Origin of the sequence: Staphylococcus debuckii, assembly GCF_003718735.1 — a bacterium.
In the GTDB taxonomy this organism is placed as follows: domain Bacteria; phylum Bacillota; class Bacilli; order Staphylococcales; family Staphylococcaceae; genus Staphylococcus; species Staphylococcus debuckii.
In genome coordinates this window covers 262,455-281,994 of record NZ_CP033460.1, presented here as the reverse complement: position 1 = coordinate 281,994, position 19,540 = coordinate 262,455, and the positions used below count along the sequence as shown (strand labels likewise).

At 36.5% G+C, this 19,540-nt stretch carries 19 protein-coding genes; 8 read left to right on the top strand and 11 right to left on the bottom strand.

The window, feature by feature from the left end; translation table 11 throughout:
• The first annotated feature begins 35 nt into the window (after positions 1-35).
• Together fadB and CNQ82_RS01345 are read left to right on the top strand one after the other, a co-directional pair.
• Positions 36-2,297 carry a 3-hydroxyacyl-CoA dehydrogenase/crotonase FadB gene (gene fadB, locus CNQ82_RS01350; protein WP_123143737.1) on the top strand — a complete coding sequence of 754 codons (2,262 nt, stop codon included), beginning with the start codon at positions 36-38 and terminating at the stop codon, positions 2,295-2,297.
• A 32-nt stretch (positions 2,298-2,329) separates the two neighbouring features.
• Positions 2,330-3,514: a thiolase family protein gene (locus tag CNQ82_RS01345; protein WP_123143736.1), complete on the top strand. Its 1,185-nt coding sequence runs from the start codon at positions 2,330-2,332 to the stop codon at positions 3,512-3,514.
• A gap of 41 nt (positions 3,515-3,555) precedes the next feature.
• On the opposite strand, the gene rbsK is transcribed toward CNQ82_RS01345, so the two are convergent.
• From rbsK to rbsR, 4 genes are all read right to left on the bottom strand, one after another.
• Entirely contained in the window at positions 3,556-4,470 is a 915-nt protein-coding gene (rbsK, locus tag CNQ82_RS01340; RefSeq protein ID WP_123143735.1) for a ribokinase, read from the bottom strand.
• An 18-nt stretch (positions 4,471-4,488) separates the two neighbouring features.
• A complete protein-coding gene (gene rbsD, locus CNQ82_RS01335) occupies positions 4,489-4,893 on the bottom strand; it encodes a D-ribose pyranase (protein WP_123143734.1) in 405 nt (134 codons plus the stop codon).
• 18 nt (positions 4,894-4,911) lie between these two features.
• A complete protein-coding gene (gene rbsU, locus CNQ82_RS01330) occupies positions 4,912-5,793 on the bottom strand; it encodes a ribose/proton symporter RbsU (RefSeq protein ID WP_123143733.1) in 882 nt (293 codons plus the stop codon).
• A gap of 202 nt (positions 5,794-5,995) precedes the next feature.
• Positions 5,996-6,988 carry a ribose utilization transcriptional repressor RbsR gene (gene rbsR / locus CNQ82_RS01325; RefSeq protein ID WP_123143732.1) on the bottom strand — a complete coding sequence of 331 codons (993 nt, stop codon included), beginning with the start codon at positions 6,986-6,988 and terminating at the stop codon, positions 5,996-5,998.
• 159 nt (positions 6,989-7,147) lie between these two features.
• Here rbsR and CNQ82_RS01320 point away from each other — a divergent pair, with 159 nt between their 5' ends.
• On the top strand, positions 7,148-7,672 hold the full coding sequence (locus tag CNQ82_RS01320) for a VOC family protein (protein WP_123143731.1): 525 nt from the start codon (positions 7,148-7,150) through the stop codon (positions 7,670-7,672).
• A 38-nt stretch (positions 7,673-7,710) separates the two neighbouring features.
• Here CNQ82_RS01320 and CNQ82_RS01315 read toward each other — a convergent pair whose 3' ends face one another.
• From CNQ82_RS01315 to CNQ82_RS01290, 6 genes are all read right to left on the bottom strand, one after another.
• Positions 7,711-8,766 (bottom strand): zinc ribbon domain-containing protein, encoded by a 1,056-nt coding sequence (locus CNQ82_RS01315; protein ID WP_123143730.1) that lies wholly within the window; start codon positions 8,764-8,766, stop codon positions 7,711-7,713.
• The gene (locus CNQ82_RS01310) at positions 8,763-10,043 is read right to left on the bottom strand and encodes a PrsW family glutamic-type intramembrane protease (RefSeq protein WP_123143729.1); all 1,281 of its coding nucleotides are present in this window, start codon (positions 10,041-10,043) and stop codon (positions 8,763-8,765) included. The genes CNQ82_RS01315 and CNQ82_RS01310 overlap by 4 nt, the downstream gene beginning before the upstream one ends.
• Positions 10,044-10,433: 390 nt before the next feature.
• Positions 10,434-10,970: an immunodominant staphylococcal antigen IsaB family protein gene (gene isaB / locus CNQ82_RS01305; RefSeq protein ID WP_123143728.1), complete on the bottom strand. Its 537-nt coding sequence runs from the start codon at positions 10,968-10,970 to the stop codon at positions 10,434-10,436.
• Positions 10,971-11,026: 56 nt separating this feature from the next.
• The gene (gene isaB / locus CNQ82_RS01300; protein WP_123143727.1) at positions 11,027-11,530 is read right to left on the bottom strand and encodes an immunodominant staphylococcal antigen IsaB family protein; all 504 of its coding nucleotides are present in this window, start codon (positions 11,528-11,530) and stop codon (positions 11,027-11,029) included.
• Between the two features lie 52 nt (positions 11,531-11,582).
• Positions 11,583-12,083: an immunodominant staphylococcal antigen IsaB family protein gene (isaB, locus tag CNQ82_RS01295; protein ID WP_123143726.1), complete on the bottom strand. Its 501-nt coding sequence runs from the start codon at positions 12,081-12,083 to the stop codon at positions 11,583-11,585.
• Positions 12,084-12,308: 225 nt separating this feature from the next.
• Positions 12,309-14,894: an ABC transporter permease gene (locus CNQ82_RS01290; RefSeq protein ID WP_123143725.1), complete on the bottom strand. Its 2,586-nt coding sequence runs from the start codon at positions 14,892-14,894 to the stop codon at positions 12,309-12,311.
• A 110-nt stretch (positions 14,895-15,004) separates the two neighbouring features.
• Between CNQ82_RS01290 and CNQ82_RS01285 the strand changes: the two genes are divergently transcribed.
• From CNQ82_RS01285 to CNQ82_RS13220, 4 genes are all read left to right on the top strand, one after another.
• Positions 15,005-15,454: a MarR family winged helix-turn-helix transcriptional regulator gene (locus tag CNQ82_RS01285; protein WP_123143724.1), complete on the top strand. Its 450-nt coding sequence runs from the start codon at positions 15,005-15,007 to the stop codon at positions 15,452-15,454.
• 5 nt (positions 15,455-15,459) lie between these two features.
• Positions 15,460-16,803: a dihydrolipoyl dehydrogenase family protein gene (locus CNQ82_RS01280; RefSeq protein ID WP_123143723.1), complete on the top strand. Its 1,344-nt coding sequence runs from the start codon at positions 15,460-15,462 to the stop codon at positions 16,801-16,803.
• Positions 16,804-17,002: 199 nt separating this feature from the next.
• Positions 17,003-17,539: a hypothetical protein gene (locus tag CNQ82_RS01275; RefSeq protein ID WP_123143722.1), complete on the top strand. Its 537-nt coding sequence runs from the start codon at positions 17,003-17,005 to the stop codon at positions 17,537-17,539.
• Positions 17,540-17,566: 27 nt separating this feature from the next.
• Positions 17,567-18,148: a hypothetical protein gene (locus tag CNQ82_RS13220; protein ID WP_240624898.1), complete on the top strand. Its 582-nt coding sequence runs from the start codon at positions 17,567-17,569 to the stop codon at positions 18,146-18,148.
• A gap of 68 nt (positions 18,149-18,216) precedes the next feature.
• Here CNQ82_RS13220 and CNQ82_RS01265 read toward each other — a convergent pair whose 3' ends face one another.
• Positions 18,217-18,555, bottom strand: coding sequence for a YciI family protein (locus tag CNQ82_RS01265; RefSeq protein ID WP_123143721.1), 339 nt, complete (start codon positions 18,553-18,555; stop codon positions 18,217-18,219).
• Positions 18,556-18,684: 129 nt separating this feature from the next.
• Between CNQ82_RS01265 and fabG the strand changes: the two genes are divergently transcribed.
• On the top strand, positions 18,685-19,440 hold the full coding sequence (fabG, locus tag CNQ82_RS01260; RefSeq protein ID WP_123143720.1) for a 3-oxoacyl-ACP reductase FabG: 756 nt from the start codon (positions 18,685-18,687) through the stop codon (positions 19,438-19,440).
• The last annotated feature ends 100 nt before the right edge of the window (positions 19,441-19,540 follow it).

Here is a 19,540-nt window from a genome sequence, read left to right as displayed (position 1 = left end):
AATGATAAATAGCTTACTCAACGGGAGGAATGATTATGACAATCAGAAAAGTAACCGTCTTAGGCGCTGGTACAATGGGCGCTCAATTGGCGGCAATGTTGGTCAATGCAGGTTTAAAAGTCAAACTTTTAGACATCGTAATAGATGAAAACAGTCCTAATAAAATTTCGAAAAAAGCTTATGAAATCATTACAGATAAGAAACGTCCCCTACTCTTCGATTTAGATTTAGCGGACAACCTATCTTATGGTAATTTCCATGAGGATTTAGAAAATGATGATGCGGATTTATATATCGAAGCCGTGAAAGAAGACTTAGATATCAAACACCAGGTGTGGCAAGCTGTCACAAAGCATGCGAAAGCAGATGCCCTCTTTGCGACAAACACTTCAGGTATTCCTATCAATGCTATCGCAAAGTCATTTGATTCAGCAGATAAAGCACGTTTCTTCGGGCTTCATTTCTTCAACCCGCCGCGCATCATGAAATTAGTTGAAGTGATACCTACCCCAGAAACAGATCCAGAGGCAGTTGAAGAAGTCAGCGATTTCGCAACTAACATCTTAGGAAAAGGTGTCGTGATTGCACATGATGTTCCTGGTTTCGTAGCCAATCGCATCGGTACCCATTCTATGAATGATGTCATGTATCGTGCAGAACAACAAGGCTTCTCGATTCCGGAAGTAGATGCGTTGACAGGTAAAGCCATCGGACGACCTAAAACCGGAACTTATGCACTGACAGATTTAGTCGGTTTAGATATTGCTGTTTCGGTTATCAGAGGTTTGCAGCAAGATCCAGATGAAGCACCTTTTTTCCAAGATGCGCAACTGCCGAATCAACTGTTTGAAGCAGGCGCTTTAGGTCGCAAGACAAAACAAGGTTTCTATAAAAAAGATAAAGAGAAGAAACAACGTCTGGTTTATGATCCAGAAACCGGCGATTATATTCCTGTCGAGCCGCCTCAATTACCGATCCTGGCAGAATTTACTAAAGACTTGAAACATAATTTAGATATTATCTTCAACACTGATGATAAAGCTGGCAAATTCTTATGGGAAACATTGCGTAATAACTTTTATTATTCAGCTAAAAACATTCCAAAAGCTGCTGATGATTTCAGAGATATCGACCGTGCCATCGTCTGGGGCTTCAACTGGAAACTCGGGCCTTTCCAACTATGGGACTTAATGGGCTTCGACCGTGTTAAAGCGCGTATGGAAGATGAACTCGGAGACTTGCCGGACTGGTTAAATGAAGTAAACGGCAGCTTCTATGAAGAAGGAGAAACGATTGAAAATGTCACACCCGTTTCTGATTTCGTAGACGAAGAAATCTGGGATAATCGAGATTCTAAATTATCTATCGCAAACGGCAATCAATTGTTACTGAAATTGCAAAGTAAGAACAATGTGATTACAGACGATTTCAATGATGATTTAGTAGAAGCGATTGATATGCTGGAAAATCAAGATTTCTCCAGTATGGTCATTTACGCAGACGGCAATAACTTCAGTGTTGGAGCCAACTTATATCAAATGAAGAAAGCCTATGAAGAGAATGTAGTAGATGAAACTATCGCCCATGCGATCGAGAAATTACATTACAGCTTCAACCGCTTAAAATACAGTTTGAAACCAGTCGTGACTGCAGTTCATGGACGTGCGCTCGGCGGAGGTTGCGAACTCGTTCTGTACTCTCCATTCGTTGTGGCTGCGAGTGAGACTTATATCGGATTAGTTGAAGCCGGCGTAGGATTACTGCCTAGCGGAGGCGGCTTAGCTGAAATGGCCGATCGCATCTTGCGTACCTCTCATAAAGCAGACGATAAACAAGCCAGCATGTCTAAAGTATTGATGAATATCGGATTTGCGAAAGTCTCTACTAATGCCTACGAAGCCAAACGCTACGGCTACTTAAGAGACACTGACACTATTATTTTCAACAAAGAAAAACGTATCGAAATCGCACTAAAACGCGCCCAATTCGAAGCAGATACCAACTACATTCCAACACCTAAACAGCAATACATTGCACTCGGTGAAGATTTCAGAGCCAACGCAGAAGGCCAGTTAGACGCACAAGTCAAAGGACACTTTATCAGCGAGCACGATTACAACATCGCATTGCGTATCGCCACCGTCCTAGCAGGCGGAAACTTGCCGCGCAATACTTTCGTTAACCAGCGCTACATTCAAACTTTGGAAAAAGAAAACTTTATAGAGTTGCTGAAAACGAAAAAGACCTACGAACGTATTAGTCACATGCTGGAAACAGGCAAACCATTACGCAACTGATTGCGAAAAGATAAAGAGAGAGGATGATGAGCATGCGAGAAGCATATATTGTAGCTTATGGACGTTCAGCAGTAGCCAAAGCCAAAAACGGCGCATTTGTCCATGAAAGACCAGATGATGTAGCGGCGAAAGTCTTGAAAGGTGTATTAGAACGTGTAGACGGCAACTTTAAACCTGAAATGGTTGAAGATGTCATTGTCGGCACTGCCTTTCCCGAAGGATTACAAGGTATGAATACCGCACGTACGATTGCTTTGCGTGCAGGCTTGCCTGATAGTGTACCCGGCCAAACTGTTAATCGTTACTGCTCTTCCGGGTTACAAACTATTGCGACTGCGGCCAATGAAATTATAGCCGGTCAAGGCGATGTCTTAGTCGCTGGCGGCATTGAATTTATGGGAGCTGTACCCATGGGCGGCAATGAGCCAACGAATAACCCTACATTGCAAGAAGAAGACGCCGGGGTGTCTTACCCTATGGGACTGACAGCTGAAAATGTAGCCGACCAATACAACGTTTCACGTAATGAACAAGATCAATATGCAGTACAAAGTCATCAACGTGCAGCCCAAGCACAAGCTGACGGCAAGTTCGAAGATGAAATTATCCCAATTGAAGTCAATACTGTCGAATATACTGAGAAAGGGCCGAAAGTCGGACAAGAAACCTTCTCTCAAGATGAATTCATTCGTCCAGAAACGAGTGAAGAAATCTTAGCCACTTTACCAACCGTGTTTAAGAGAGACGGCACAGTGACTGCTGGGACTTCTGCTCCTCTTTCAGATGGCACTGGATTTGTGGTACTGATGTCTGGAGATAAAGTCAAGGAGCTAGGTGTCACTCCTATTGCACGCTTTGTAGGATTTAAAGCAGTCGGTGTGGATCCTAAAGTTATGGGTATCGGTCCTGCATATGCAATACCAGAAGTGTTATCACTGACTGACCTGTCCATTGATGATATCGACTTAATTGAGTTAAATGAAGCCTTTGCCTCTCAAACTGTAGCTTCTATTAGAGAAGTCAAACTTAATACAGATATTACCAATGTGAATGGCGGCGCAATTTCCTTAGGTCACCCTTTAGGCGCAACCGGTGCCATATTAACTGCACGCTTACTCTCAGAAATGAAAAAACGCCCCGATACAAAATATGGCATGGTGTCCATGTGTATCGGAGCAGGTATGGGTGCAGCTGGAATATTCGAATATGTGAGATAGATAGAGTTAAAGTAGCGGACTGCTGTTAAGCGGTTCGCTTTTTAAATTTCATCTACTTCATTTGCTAATGGTATAGAAGCTTGCGCACCAGGTTTCTGAACAGTAAGCGAAGCTGCTTTATTGGCATAATCAATTGTTTCAACTAAGTTCATAGTATCCACATCGAAACGGCTGACAAAGGCACCGATAAAGGTATCGCCTGCTGCTGTCGTATCTACTGCTTGTACTGTATAAGCTTGTACAAGACCTGAATCGCCTTCTACGGCATAATATGTTCCTTGTTCTCCTAAAGTAATAACCACAACTTTGATACCTAACCCTAAGAAATAGTCTGCATTTTGTGCCATAGACTTTTCATCTGTCACTGGGATGCCAGATAAGTTTTCAGCTTCAAATTCATTAGGGATAATGACATCAATCAGTCCTAATAATTCTTCTGGTAATGTTTCAGCCGGCGCAGGATTTAATATCGTTGTCACACCTGCTGCTCTCGCAATTTTAAAGGCTTGGATAATAGCAGGAACCGGCACTTCTAATTGTGCAACGATATAATCTGCATGTTTAATTTCTGAAGCGGCTTTATCCACATCTTCAGGCGTAATCGCCATATTCGCACCGCCATATACATAAATTGTATTACTGCCTTCTGCATCAACTGTAATAAATGCTTGCCCTGTATCCTCTGTTTCAGATTCTAAAATGTAATTAATATTCATGCCCGCTTCTTTAAAATCAGCAAACATAAATTCTGCCAAACCATCTTTACCGACTTTAGAAATAAACGTTGTATCAGCATTCATACGCGCTGTCGCAATTGCTTGATTAGCACCTTTACCGCCGCCGTATGATTGTTGTCCTTTTTCCACATGCAACGTTTCCCCAGGTTTCGCATAACGTTCTACAGTTAAGAATTGATCAACATTTGTTGACCCCAAAATTACAACTTTGTTTGCCATAAACAATTTCTCCTCTCGTTAAAATGTCACATTAGATTCCAAAATAATATTAGAAAACGGTGTGATTTCTCCTGTACGTATGTTCCCTTTGTTTAATGGATGTCTTAAATATTCCTTCATTTGTGAATGTGGAATGAACTCAATCTCGACATCCTCATCAATCAATTCTTTAATTGCCTTTAATTGTTCTGGATTATACATTTTAATCTCTTCCGCTAGATATATCTTCTGAATTTCCATTTCAGTCAACACTGTTTCTAGGACATCAATAAAACGCGGCAATTCTTTAGTTACTGCCAAATCAATACGACGTTCATCATTTGGAATCGGCATGCCTGCATCATTAATCGTTAATAAATCGAAATGACCTATTGTCGCTACTGCTTGAGAAACCTGACTATTAAGTAAAGGTGTTTTCTTCATTTTCTTTCTCTCCCTTAATTATTTAATAAAGACTGTTACTGTTGCGGCTGCGAGAATAAGGATTAAACCAACCACAGTAATGACCATTTCTTTAGAAGTCTTGCGTTGGTTCAAGAAATAAATACCTGTTAAGGTTGCTAATACAACAGAAGTTTGTGACAGGATAAAGCCTGTTGCTAAACCATTCATATTAGGTTGTGCAGAAATTAAGTAAGTCAATGCGGCAAAGGCGAAGAAGAAGCCTGAAATAATTTGCAGCCAAGTAATTTTATTGGTAAATGGATTATCTTTTTTCACATTCATCAAACCATAAATCACAGCTACTAGCAACATACCGATAGCTTGCGGTAAGAAGGCATTTTTACCGCCGATATCTGTCGCTTGTGGTGCCGCTGAATATAACCAATAACCGATTTCACCAATCAATAAGATAATCACCGCTTTGCGTAAGTTGCCGCTGTCAGTTGCTTCGGATTTCTCACTCCAGACAGTCATACGTGCACCGATTAAAATGACAATTAACGCAATAAAACCGATAATTTTATTCGTCACACCCGGCCAGTTGCCAAGCGCGAATACACCCCAAAGTGATGCCCCTAATAATTGAAAGGCGGTTGTCACCGGCATCGCACGTGATGAACCGATGTATTCAAATGCTTTAAAGGTTAAGATTTGACCGAAACTCCAACCTGCTCCTGACAAAATTGCAAAGAACAAATCCATTCCAGTCGGAAAGTCTCTAGCCGTAAATGCGTAAAAGACACTTGCAAAAATTAAAGTACCAACCGTGGTTCCTATAATTTGGTTAACAGGTTTACCGCCGAATTTCGATGCGATTGTTGGAAATAAACCCCAACCTAGCAAAGGCCCTAAGCCAATTAATAGTGCTACCATATTCATAATTTACACCTCTATTTTTATATTTATTTCGTAAATTTCAGACTTAGTAAAACGTTTTACTAAATAATAGCACTTTTAGTTAAATCTGTATACGCTTTCATCTCAATGTAAATTTTTTGTCATATTCAAATAGCGCTGATTATAAAAAATAAAGACCTTAAAAATTGTTATCTCAACTTTAAGGTCTTTTTTCTGTTCATATTTAATTAAGCTGACTTGTCGTTTCTCGTATCACCAGCTTATTGGGCAGTTCAACTTTTTCAGGATTTGAATCAGGGTTTTGAATTTTTTTCATAATCAGCGTTAGCGCTAGCGCTCCGATGTCCTCCATAGGCTGCGCTACCGTCGTAAGTGAAGGAATCATGTAGCGTGCAAAATCAATGTCATCATATCCTACTATTGAAAAATCTTCAGGAACGGACAATCCTCTATCCGCTAATCCTCGCATCATCCCGATAGCCATCTCGTCATTAATAGCAAAGACTGCTGTAGCACCACTTTCTAGAATTGCGGGAACAATAGATGCTCCGCCCGCTTTAGATAATTCAGTTTGAATGAAGAGCGGTTCAGAAAGCTGATAATCTCGACAATATGTCATAAATCCCTGCACTCTGTCTTTCATATTAGCCATCATCTGATGAGGTGCAACAATTGCAAGACTATGATGTCCTAATTGGATCAGATGCTCTGCTGCCAGTTGTCCGCCCGCTTCTTCATCCGTACGAATAATATCTGTAAATCCGTGGTCTTCGCTCTGATCCAACACCACATAGGGCACACTCCGCTTCTTCAAATACGTATCCAAAGACTCTGGGTGTTCAATTAAACGCCCAATGATGAGTCCGTCCATCCCTCGCTCCACCAGTTGTTTGATGTTACTTTCTAATTCCTTTCCAGTGGTAGTTAAAAAGAATAAATCCACGTCCTCAGGTTTATTTTGAGCCATACTTTGCATAATTGTTGAGAAAAATGGATTGGTTAAACTCGGAAGGAGCACACCTATCAATTTAATTTTGCTGCCTCTTAATTGCTGAGCATTTTTATTGGGAAAATAGCCGAGCGCTTCTTTAGCATTCAGCACTTTAGTAATCGTTTCTTTAGAGAAACGCTGTTCATTATGATTTAAAATATGGGATACCGTAGTCACAGAAACGCCTGCCTCATGCGCTACGTCTTTAATTGATACTTTTTTCATTATTCTATCCCCTCGTAAAATAATCGCTTACTCATATCATATCATTCTCCAAATTATTTTGCGGTAGAAGTCTTTTAACTTTTAAAGAAGCATAAAACTCTATTATTATGGTTAATATTATTAATATAACCTCTATTTAAAGAAAGAAGTGAAGGATATATGGATATTACAAGAGGCATTAACCATATCGGATTGACTGTGCCTGATATCGAAGCCGCAACTCATTTTTTTAAAAAAGGCTTGGACGGCAAAATCGCCTATGATAGTCAAACAGAAATGGAAGCACCTCGCGGCGGTGAGAATGTAGAACGTTATTTAGGAATGGAATCTGGCGCTAAGATTATTAAAAAGCGCATGATGGTCTTCGGTCATGGTCCGAATATTGAAATGTTTGAGTTTGCAAATGCAGAGCAACGTTCTGCGGAAACGCTTCAAGATATCGGCTTTACCCACATTTCCTTTTACGTAGATAATTTCGACAGAGCCTTAGCACAAGTGATTGAAGCGGGCGGCCAACCGATTTCAGAACCGCATTTCAATACTAAATATGAAGATACAGATGGTAATCAGACAGTTTACGTTAAAACGCCTTGGGGCAGTTTGATTGAGTTGCAGACGGTGCCGAATGGATATTATTATCCTGAAAGTAGTGAAGCAGAAGTCTTTATACCTCCGAAAAAGTAAAACAACAGGATTGGTGATTTGCGTTCACCAATCCTGTTTTAATTCGGAAATTCATCGAAGAATACTTTCAATTCCTCTTCTAAAGATACATTCTTTTTCTGGGCATTCTGCCAAGCTTCAGAATCATGGTTATCCACGAATTGCTCAATATCATCCAGGATTTCATCTCTTTCATTTTTAAATCCTTGTAATTGTTCTACAATCCTTTGTTCTTCATCAGTATCTGCTTGGTTTTCAATATCACTTAATAAACCATCCCAGCTAGCCGTCATAGATCTAGCTTCAGATAAACTTTCAGGTTGATCTGTATAATCTTCTGCACTAAACGCAGTGTTCATTATTTTGCTAATCCCATCACTATAATTCAATACATCTTGAGAGAAAGCTTCACTCAAGTTTTGAGAGGAATGACTACTCGAATTTATCTGCTTTAAACTTGAAGGATCCATCTGAAAAGTGTTTTCTACAGACTGAATCTTGCCATCCTTATGATTGATAAAAATTGTAAATCCATTATCAGGATTATCATCATATATCATCTGATTCTCTGTTTGTTTAGTTGGTTCACCATGTACTTTTTTAAATTCATCAACAGTAACATTATCAGGCAATACATATACTGAAGAAACTGTATTATCAGAACCATAATAAACGCCCATATCACCGTATTTGTGAACCTTTCCGATACCCAATTCAACTGTTCCATCTTCATTACCAAATTTATGTTTTATCTCTTCAGGAGACATCTCTAATTCGAATCCTTTGTATCCTCCCGTGTTTTCTTGATTCATAAAATTTTCACTGAATGATGTGGATAATACATTAACTTTATTCGGATGACTATTATAGTGGTTAGTATTATCACTAGCTGAACCAGAAGGATTTTTTAAAACCATTAATAAAAAATAAATCGCTATTGCTACAGCTATGCATGCTACTAAAACTACTGTTATAATAATCCAAGCTTTACCAGTATTTTGTTTTCTGTTTCTTCTGCTATGTTGCGGATGCGTTTCATTTAGCTTTGTTCCGCAATTATTACAATAGAGTTGTCCTCTTTCTAATTTTTCTCCACAATTAGGGCAATATCTCATTCATTCTCACCTTGTTGAATCAATGCTTCTTCATTTCTAAAGAAATCTATTTGATTCAGTCCTGCTTTCATTAAGATAAAAATAAAAATCCAAGCAACCACAATCAAAACTATACATTTTAAAGTGCCACTACCTAAGAGTGTGATATCAGTATCCCAAATAGTATGAAGTAACACTGAAACAAAAAAGAAAAATAAAAAACTTTTATTCCCAATATTATTAAAAGAGAATTTCGTATTATCTTTAGCAATAACAATGGCCGCTCCTATAATGGCAGACCAAACAATGTGTGTACCAATAGCTGTCCAAGATCTTGCAAATACCATGCCCGTTAAATTATCAATATTACTTAAAGAATACGTAAGGATATATCCTGCTGATTCAAATACTGCAAATCCAGCTCCTATTGCTGCTCCTATCAATAAACCATTTAAAATTTTATTCGTTCTCATTTTATTGATGAAATAAATAATAATAAGTGCTTTTCCAGTTTCTTCTACCAATCCTACTAAAAATGCATCAATGATTGTAAGCGTTCCATATACATTATGTTCATCACTAAAGGTAACAAAACCATACAAAAACATAGTACTTAGAAGAGAAAGTACTCCTCCAATAAAAAACATTTTCATCACTTCAAATAGACTAATGTTTTTAAATGCATTAGATTCATAGAAAAAGAAAAGACAGGATAGAGGAACCATTAAAGCACCAATAAAGATTAATCCAGGTATTGCTAAAGTATTTTCAAAGGAATTTACTAAAACCCATAACGTTGCGAATGTTATAGCAAATGCTAAAAACACTCTAGAAAACAACCATGGTCTACCCCATTCTTCTGAAATCTCGTCAAGCTGAGGTGTAGTACTCTTTGTACCTGCTATAAAAATTTCATCTGATTCTTCCTTTGTATGCTTTTTAAATACTTCAGAAAACATATCTTTTAGATTAATGTTTAAACTTTCCTCGTTACCTGCTAATCTACCGATTGATTTAGTCGTATTTCCAAATAAGCTTTTAGCTCCTTGCGTAAAACTGTTTGCTTCAGGCATAGTTGTTGTCGAATTATAATTGTGCTGATTTTCATTAGCCATTGAATGATCGAAATTATAACCGCAATGCCCGCAGAACTTATCATCTAAATCAACCTTATTCCCACATGAAGGACATGTCTTAATAACCAACTCACTTGCCTTTTGTTCTTCTAAATTAGATCCACAACTCATACAAAATTTATCGTTCGAATCTACACTCTCTCCGCAATTCATACATTTCATTATCTTTCCTGCTTTCACATTTATTTCAAATTTCAATAATTTAATATTACCTAAAGAATCCAAATAAATCTATGACAATTTTTAAAATAATTTTCATTGTTGTTCCATATATATAGGATTGCAATATCACATATACATTTCTCTGGTATTTAGAAGATAAAGTTATAGTTAGTGCATATCTTTATTGAAAAGCAAAAATAGAACTACAGGTCAATTTTGACAAGATTATATTACTCTACTCATTGAGATGGATATTTTGTCTTTTTTATTAGAAAACAGAAAAACAAGGAAGGGAAAACCATCCTTCCTTGTTCCTCTATATTGCTTCATTCTATTTGTGATACCGACTGGTTATAAATAGAATACAATATTGTTCTCATATCTTTAATGCTATAGCGAAGTTAACACACCGCCATTAATACCAACGCTAGTTAAATAACCATTTGTAAAGTTAAAATTAACTGTGCTGCCATCAAATTCATACTTCATTATTCCAGTGTTGTCCGGATCATTTGGATAGTGTTTTACAAAGTTATAATTTGAGCCATATGCATTAATAACATCTTGTTTACTAATTTGTCCTGATTTAGCTGGAAATGCTGCGGTAATAGCTCTATTTGTTTTAGGATTAATAATCATTTTCTGGTCATAAACCTTTACAGATTCATTATTATCATTATCATTATTGGTTGCTTGATGTTCTCCTTGAATCTTATACCCATTCAAAGTAACGTTACCATGCTGTAAAGCTCTCACAAAATTCGAGTCTAGAACAAAACTTGTATCATACGCTGTATAGCCAGTGTAATTATAATAAGGTTGTGTTGCTGCATGTGCTTCATTGCCTGCATCGTTGTTTGCTGGAAGGACGCTCGTACCAAGTGCCAAAGTTAAGGTTACGCCGGTTGCTGCAATTACTTTTTTCATGGCTTTTCAACTCCTGTTTATATTAAAAAATCATCTTATTATATGATACTAATGGTTTACTTATTATTCATTTCCCATCCTACAATCGTTCCAGAAGTGGCTGTGCCTTTATAAAAATCAATGCTGATTGTACTTCCATTTAATTGATACTCCATAAGGCCTGTATCATTAGAACCTTTTTCACCTGAAAATATATAATCTGGTCCATACGCATCTATAACATCTTGTTTACTGACTTGTCCTTGTTTAAGTGCGAAAGAAATTTGCACTACTTTATTAGTCTGTTGATTAATACCAATAGTTTGATCATACACTTTAACACCCTTCATTGGGCTTGAGTTATATTCTTTTTGCGAAGAAAATTGATAACCATTGAATGTCACATTGTTATATTTCAACGCATTCACAAAATCTGGATCAATTAAAAATTTTGAATCATAGCTCGTATAGCCAGTGTAATTATAATAAGGTTGTGTTGCTGCATGTGCGTTTGTTGGAAGGACACTTGTACCAAGTGCTAACGTCAAGGTTACGCCGGTTGCTGCAATTACTTTTTTCATGGCTCTTCAACTCCTATTATTCTTTAAAAATTAGCTCACTTTGTTATAAATATTAAGTAATCGTAGCAGAATCTGCCATATTATGATAGATTTCGATATTCACTGTACTGCCATCAAATTCATAAACCATCATACCTGTGTCATTTGACATTTTCTCACTAACGAACTCATAGTTTGTTCCGTATGCATTCTCGATTGCTTGTCTGCTGACCTGACCTTGATTGATTGGGATTGAAACAGAAACAGCGTTATTCGTTTCTTTATTAATCGCTATTAGTTGATCATATACTTGTATATTCTTAGTAGAGTTCGGCACCGCTTGATGCTGTCCTTGAATCTTATAGCCATTAAATGTGAGATTATGATATTTAATCGCTCTCACAAAATTCGGATCTACAAAGAAACTTGAATCATACGCTGCATAGCCTGTGTAATTATAATAAGGTTGTGTTGCTGCATGTGCTTCATTGCCTGCTTCGTTGTTTGCTGGAAGGACACTTGTACCAAGTGCTAACGTCAAAGTTACGCCGGTTGCTGCAATTACTTTTTTCATGGCTTTTCAACTCCTATTATTTTTTGTATTACTTAGTGTTAGATTACACTACAATGACAATCATTACAATAATATTTCAGAAAATTAAGTAAATTTAGCCATACAAATTATTAATAAAAATGATTAATTTCAATAACTATTGAGTATGTTTAAATAGTGTATTTTTGTACGTCTCATGAAAAAAACGGTAGAAATCCGCTTCGGGACTTCTACCGGTTAAAGAGATTAGTCTACTGAGTTCAATGCACCCAGCATATCTATTTTGCTGATTTTGCGCGCCATAATTAACATTACAATGAATGAGAATAATAGCGTTAAGCCTGTGGATATTGCGAAGTTTGTCCAGTATAGCGTCATATCCGCCATCGCATTATTCGGTGGTAGCGTACTCATGATAAATTGATGTAAGTAATAGCCACCAATGAATCCGACGAGTATACCTATAATTGTAAGAATAATCGTTTCACGGTAGATATACATTACTGTTTCGCGTTTATAGAAGCCCAGGACTCGTAGTGTTGCTAATTCGCGAGTACGTTCTGAAACGTTGATGTTTGTCAGTGTGAACAACACAACGAATGATAAGGCTGAGGAAGCCAACACAATAATAAATACGATATTATCAAGTCCGTCTAAGATAGTATTGATAGCTGTCTTAGCTTGGTTCGATTGGACTGCAGTCATCGCAGCATCTTGACTATTCAAGTCACGAGAGACCTTATCAATATTTTTGTCAGAACGATCTTTCAGGTTAATAATTTTACCATTGTATTTTACTTTCTTATCGAATGCTTTTTGGTAATAATTACTATCCATAATCACGTTATGTCCGCCATACATTTGTGTAATTTGAGCAATTCTTACTTTATGCTTGCGTCCTGCTTTGTCTCTGATGTCCATATGGTCTCCCACTTTGTAGTGCCCTAATTTCGCAAGTTTTTGTGTAATTGCTACACCATCATCTTTCAACTTCATTTTATGACCATTATCAGTATTGCGTAATGTCACAAAGTCATTGAAAGTATTCTTGTGTTCTGGAACCATCATCGTAATTTGCTGGTTATTGATAACATCTTTAGGTTTTGCAGTTACAGATTCAAAGTAGACATTGTCTTTCTTTTTCACACCTTTGATATCATTGACTGCTTTTTCATAATCATTCTTTTCTTTTTGACTCGCATCCGGGTTATAGACAACAATAATGTCATAATGAATGATTTTCTTATATTGGTTATCGATAATACCATTCAAAGAATCTTTCATACCAAAACCTGTAATCAATAAAGCCGTACAGCCTAAGATACCGAAGATAGTCATAAACATACGCGTTTTATATCTGAATAAGTTTCTGATTGTCACTTTATAATTAAATGATAATCTATTCCAAATAAATGGAATACGTTCTAATAATACTTTAGAGCCTGCTTTATGTGGTTTAGCAACTAATAAATATTTAGGATTTTCTTTGAGTGATTGCCAAGCAATAAATACTGCTGGTACAACCGTACATAACAATGCAAAGATTAAACTAATTATAATCCATAACCATGATGGCGGTGTTTGAATGGGCGGTACAGATAAGTTTGCGGCATAAGCTTGATAAATTCTTCTAGGTAATAAACCTGTACCGAAGAAGCTTCCGAGTGCTGTACCTAATAATGCTGCACTTGTACCATAGTTTAGGAATAATCTCATTGCATCAAACTTCGTATAACCTAATGCACGCAACACACCCATTGTTGTACGTTTTTCTTCAGCCATACGTGACATTGTCGTAAATGTTACTAAGATGGCTACCGCGAAGAAAATAAGCGGGAACGTGTTAGAAAGTACATCGATACGTTTCGCTGATTCCCCAAATTGATTATAACCTTGGTTATAATCGCTGCGTGATTGTAATTGATATTCTAAATCACTCATTGATTGGATTTTTTGTTCTTGTGTATTAAGTTCACTTTCTTTTGATGCAATTTTTTCTTTCGCATCTTTTAAGTCATTAGAATTTTTTTGCCATTCGTCTTGTTTAGACTTAAATTCTTTTTCTTGCTCATCCACTTGTTTTTGTTGTGCTTGCTGTTGTTGTGACATTTGATCTTTTTGTGCACCAGCAGGCAATTGATCGACTTGTTTTTTAGCGTCGGAAACTTGCTGTTTCGCTTGATTCAATTGCTCTTTGTTGCCATCTAATTGTGCTTTAGATTGTTTTAAAGATTGTTCTTTACTATCAATAGATGATTTTTGTTTTTCTAATTTTTCTCGGCCATCTTTAATTTGCGCCTTTTTATCATCTTTAATTTCTGAATGACGCTTGTCGGCTAATTTTGTTAATCCAGGAATATTTTGATCTACATCTTTTTGTAGTTGCTTTTCAAATTTGTCAGAGTAGCTGGCACCTTTCAAATTATCGTAAGCAATTTTAGCTACATTCGGAGTAGTATCGCTGAAACCACTTTTATCTAAGACAGCAAAGGTATCAATTTGACCTTTACCGACATCTGTCATGCCTAAATCACGCTTTTGCATGAAGTCACTAGATGTTACAAAACCAACGATTTTGTATTTATGATTTTTTAATCCGTCAATTTCTTTCTTGCCTTTACTGTTCTCTAAATTGATGTATTGACCAATTTTATATTTGCCTTTGTCTTGTGAACTCAATGCAATTTCATTTGATTTCTTCGGTAAGCGTCCCTCTTCTGCTTTAAAAATAGATAATTTGGATGTTTTCTCATTCAAACGCATTGTTTTTTTCGAATTGGAAACTACAGCATCTTTATAGACACTGTATTCGGTTTTCTTCACATGCTTCATATGATTGATATAGTCTTTATCATCCTTTAAAGATGAGCAAATCATTATGAACAATCGCGCACGATTGATTATACTAAAAGTAACTTCAAATCATGAAAAGAGGTGCATAGATGGACAAAGAAGCTATGAAGTTAGCGAATCAGCTTTGTTTTTCAGCTTATAATGTGAGCCGGTTGTTCGCACGTTTCTATGAACAACAGCTCAAATCTTTCGGCTTAACTTATTCACAGTACTTAGTCTTGCTGGCTTTATGGGAAAGAAATCCGCAGACTCTACATGAAATCGGAAAACAGTTGAAACTTTCCAGCAATACACTGACCCCTCTTTTAAAAAGATTAGAAACAGCTGGATGGATTAAGAGAGAAAAATCTTCAGAGGATAAAAGACAATTAATTGTGACGTTGACAGATAAAGGTATCCGAAATCAAGCGTCTGTTTACGAAGCCCTTGCAAATTGTGTACCAGAAGAAATGAAATACGAAGATTATCAGGAAGCCAAGTTAATAATGGATCAACTAGAAAGCGCACTTGAAAAACAAATCAATATAAATAAAGGATGATTTTCATGAAACGTTATGATGTTGTATTTATAGGAAGCGGACATGCGGCATGGCATGCAGCAGCAGCTTTAGCCAATTCAGGCAAATCCGTTGCGATAATTGAAAAAGATAAAGTAGCAGGTACTTGCACCAATTTCGGCTGTAACGCCAAAATTTTATTAGAAGGTCCTTATGAAGTGTTAGAGGAAGCCAGTCACTATAATGGCATTATTGAAGCGGATCATTTACAAGTAAATTGGGAACATTTGATGAAATATAAAAAAGAAATTATCAATCCTATGTCAGACTTCGTTGCTTCAATGATTGAACAACAAGGCATTGACCTTTATATGGGCAAAGGTGTCATTAAAGATACACACACTGTTACTGTAGATGACACAGAATTAGAAGCCGAAAATATTGTTATCGGTACTGGCCAACACAGCCATCAACTAGAAATTGATGGAAAAGAACACACTCATGACAGTCGCGACTTCTTATCAATGGATCAGCTTCCTGAGCGCATGGTTATGATTGGCGCTGGTATTATCAGCATGGAATTTGCATCTATTATGATTAAATCAGGTGTGAAAGTAGATATTATTCATCATTCGGATGAAGCATTAAAAGGATTTAATCACAACCATGTACAGAAACTAGTTGAAAAATTGAAAGATGAAGGTGTGCAATTCCATTTCAACGAAAATACAACTGCTGTTGTACCATCTAAAGAAGGCTATCTTGTAGAAACTGAATCTGGTCTCTCTATTGAAACAGATTACGTCTTGGATGCAACAGGCCGCAAACCTAACGTACAAAATATCGGCTTAGAAAATGCAGGCATCCAATTCAGCGACCGCGGCATTCAAGTAGATGATTATATGCGTACTAATGTATCTAATATCTTTGCTAGCGGTGATGTCGTAGATAAAATGATTCCGAAATTGACACCGACTGCAACATTTGAATCCAACTATATTGCCAGTCAGATATTAGGAGTAAATCCAGAACCTATTCACTATCCAGCAATTCCAGAAGTGGTCTATGCTTTACCTAGACTGTCACAAATCGGTGTCTCTGTAGAAGAAGCAGAGAACGACGATGCTTATACAGTGAAATGTATTCCATTTGGCAAACAAATGGTATTTGAGTATAAGAATGAAGTTGAAGCGGAAATGTATATTGTTTTAGATCAAGACAAACATTTAGTGGGGGCTGCTGTTTACGGAGACGATGCGCCTGATCTCATTAATATCTTGACATTTATTGTAGACGGCCGTATGACTGCTCAAGAATTAAACCAACACGTCTTTGCTTTCCCTGGTGCTTCCAGCGGTGTTATTGATATGTTGAAAATGAATATGCTTTAGAGAGATGAGAGTCGAGGAAAGTTAATTTTATACTTTTCTCGGCTATTTTTATGTCTGCTCAGCTTTTCTTCTTAATCATAGGATGATTGAAAAGTGTAAATATACCTAATTCAACAATTAATTAATTTTCTACTAGAAGTTTTATCATAATTCATTTAATATTATTATGAATAAAAGAATGGATAGGAGAATAAACTTTTTGAAAAAGATATTAGCAAGTTTAGGGATAGTGGCATTAATGGCCGTGTTAGGTATTTCAGTCGTCTTTGCATACGGAAGTTACAAAGATTTAGAACTCAAAAAAGAAGAAGCAAAGTTGGAGCACCAAAAATCTAAAGATAAACCTAAAAAACAACAGAATGAATATCAACAAATAGAGAATGAGGAACAAGCACCTATAGAAAATACTTCCGCACAACAAGTTGAAGCGCCTCAACAAGTGGATAACACTGCAGAAGCTAAAGAGAATACAGAAGAAAATATTAATTTAGATAATGATTATAATGGCGATGGAGCTATTTCTAAAGATGAAATGACACCTGAACAAGAAAAATTATTTAAAGAGGGCAAGTTCCAACCTACTAAAGCAGAATATGGACAATCTGAAGAAAGTAGCAACGATAATGAACAAGCAGTAGATAAAGATTGGGATGAACAGGCCGCTTATGAAGCACAAAAGAAAATATATGAGAAAGCAGCACGCGGAGAAATAGCAGAACCTGGTGCTACACGTTAAAAAAGGATAATAGAAAAGGATAAATTTATGAAAAAACTATTAATTATTATAACTACTATAGCTCTTTTAGGCATTTTAGCTTCTGTCGGATTTTTCGGATATAACAAATATCAAGAAGTAGAATTAGAAAAAGATAAATTAAATGCACAACAAAAAGATAAGTCTAATGATAACGACAATGAGGGCAGCGGTTTTAGTAATCCAGCTGAACCTACTGCAAAAGCCTCTGAAACTGAAAACAATACAGAAGAAAATCAAGATAACACTCAACAACAAGCAAATGATGGCAGTGAAACTGTTGAAGTAAGTGCTGGCGGTACTCATAGAACAGTAAATAAATCTGAACTCGCCCATTTTAGAATAAATAGAGATAATGTCTTTGATTATGTAATTGCAGCGGTTAACCAAACTGAAGGCGGAGATGCTTCCTTGATTAAATTTCAACAGCCTACCTTTAACGAACAAGGCGATGGTATATGGAAAATCGCGGCTAATAATAAGTCTGGCGTAGGAGCATATACTTTCATAGTAGATCAAGATGGAACAGTCACTATTTACAATGGAACTATGGATGAAGTGATTGATAAACAAAAAGTAACACTAAACTAATAAATAAAAGAGCATATTCTTCTTTGGATATGCTCCTTCTAGATTTAATATAGTTTTTAAAACAATTACTACTTTCGATTCAACAACTTACTTAATTTAACTAACAATTTATGTTTAGGCTTTTGTAAAGAACCAAACATCGGGTTCCATTCACGTATAGTGTAATCAGCAACCAAACCTTCGTACCAATAAGGATCGTTTTCTAATAAAGTCATGAGTTCTTGTTTATTTTTAACGTGAAATATGAGTACCGCTTCCTTCTTCCCCTTCTCAGCATCCTGCAAGGGTCCAGAAACCACTAATTTCTGTTCTGAAATTAATTTTTCTAAGTACTGTATATGTGCATTCACATATTTTTTCCATCCTTCTAAATCCGTGTGTATAAAAGTAACAAGATAATATTTCATGGATTCACCTCTTAATATTATTTTCCATCTAATGTGTTTGTATAAACTATGACTTTTAATAGAAACGAGTTATTTGTATATAACTAAGGGAAGATAATACTAAATAGATATAATATGGGGTGAATATTTATGTTTAATTTAGAAAATCAAGTAGCCTTAGTAACTGGTGGCGCAAATGGTATTGGAAAAGGAATTTCAAAAGCTTTATCAGAAGCAGGGGCAAAGGTCGTTATTGGAGATATTGATAAAGAAAATGGAGAAAAAACAGCTAAAGAATTAAATGGTACTTTTGTAAAATTAGATATCACAGACAAATCACAGATTGATGAAGCAGTAGACCAAATAGCAACCCAATTTGGAAAGATTGATATATTAGCATCTAATACAGGTGTTTATCCTCAAATCAGTATTGAAGAATTATCAGAAGACGATTGGGATTTTGTACAGAATATCAACTTAAAAGGCATGTTCTTTGTTACACAAGCTGTCTTGAAAATAATGAAAAAACAAAAATACGGCCGTATAATTGTGACTTCTTCTGTTACAGGACCAAACACAGGTTATCCTGGATGGGCTCACTATGGTGCTTCAAAAGCTGGACAACTTGGTTTTGTGCGCAGTGCAGCTTTAGAATATGCAAAATACGGAATTACTATAAATGCTGTGCAGCCTGGTAATGTGTTAACTGAAGGGCTTAAAGCACAGGGTGAAGACTACTTAGAAGGTACAAGAAAAATTATCCCTACTCATGAATTAGGAGAACCTGAAGATATCGGCTATGCCGTTGCATTCTTCGCCTCTAAAGAAGCTAAATTCATCACAGGACAGGCATTGATTATTGACGGTGGACAAGTATTACCAGAAGAACCAGGGGCTATTATTTAGATTATTTCGCGCTTATGCCTCTATATATGCTACCAAAACAAATATTGAAACTGTTAACGGAAATACTATTTCATATAAATTTAAAAAGAAAGATGTAATT

Coding starts and splice junctions, on each gene's coding strand:
- isaB (WP_123143728.1), bottom strand. CDS start 10,970: ATGAAAAAAGTAATTGCAGCAACCGGCGTAACCTTAACTTTGGCACTT.
- CNQ82_RS01290 (WP_123143725.1), bottom strand. CDS start 14,894: ATGAAGCATGTGAAGAAAACCGAATACAGTGTCTATAAAGATGCTGTA.
- CNQ82_RS13220 (WP_240624898.1), top strand. CDS start 17,567: ATGAAAAAACTATTAATTATTATAACTACTATAGCTCTTTTAGGCATT.
- CNQ82_RS01280 (WP_123143723.1), top strand. CDS start 15,460: ATGAAACGTTATGATGTTGTATTTATAGGAAGCGGACATGCGGCATGG.
- rbsD (WP_123143734.1), bottom strand. CDS start 4,893: ATGAAGAAAACACCTTTACTTAATAGTCAGGTTTCTCAAGCAGTAGCG.
- CNQ82_RS01310 (WP_123143729.1), bottom strand. CDS start 10,043: ATGAAATGTATGAATTGCGGAGAGAGTGTAGATTCGAACGATAAATTT.
- rbsR (WP_123143732.1), bottom strand. CDS start 6,988: ATGAAAAAAGTATCAATTAAAGACGTAGCGCATGAGGCAGGCGTTTCT.
- isaB (WP_123143727.1), bottom strand. CDS start 11,530: ATGAAAAAAGTAATTGCAGCAACCGGCGTAACCTTGACGTTAGCACTT.
- CNQ82_RS01345 (WP_123143736.1), top strand. CDS start 2,330: ATGCGAGAAGCATATATTGTAGCTTATGGACGTTCAGCAGTAGCCAAA.
- CNQ82_RS01285 (WP_123143724.1), top strand. CDS start 15,005: ATGGACAAAGAAGCTATGAAGTTAGCGAATCAGCTTTGTTTTTCAGCT.
- rbsK (WP_123143735.1), bottom strand. CDS start 4,470: ATGGCAAACAAAGTTGTAATTTTGGGGTCAACAAATGTTGATCAATTC.
- isaB (WP_123143726.1), bottom strand. CDS start 12,083: ATGAAAAAAGTAATTGCAGCAACCGGCGTAACTTTGACGTTAGCACTT.
- fabG (WP_123143720.1), top strand. CDS start 18,685: ATGTTTAATTTAGAAAATCAAGTAGCCTTAGTAACTGGTGGCGCAAAT.
- CNQ82_RS01320 (WP_123143731.1), top strand. CDS start 7,148: ATGGATATTACAAGAGGCATTAACCATATCGGATTGACTGTGCCTGAT.
- rbsU (WP_123143733.1), bottom strand. CDS start 5,793: ATGAATATGGTAGCACTATTAATTGGCTTAGGGCCTTTGCTAGGTTGG.
- CNQ82_RS01315 (WP_123143730.1), bottom strand. CDS start 8,766: ATGAGATATTGCCCTAATTGTGGAGAAAAATTAGAAAGAGGACAACTC.
- CNQ82_RS01265 (WP_123143721.1), bottom strand. CDS start 18,555: ATGAAATATTATCTTGTTACTTTTATACACACGGATTTAGAAGGATGG.
- fadB (WP_123143737.1), top strand. CDS start 36: ATGACAATCAGAAAAGTAACCGTCTTAGGCGCTGGTACAATGGGCGCT.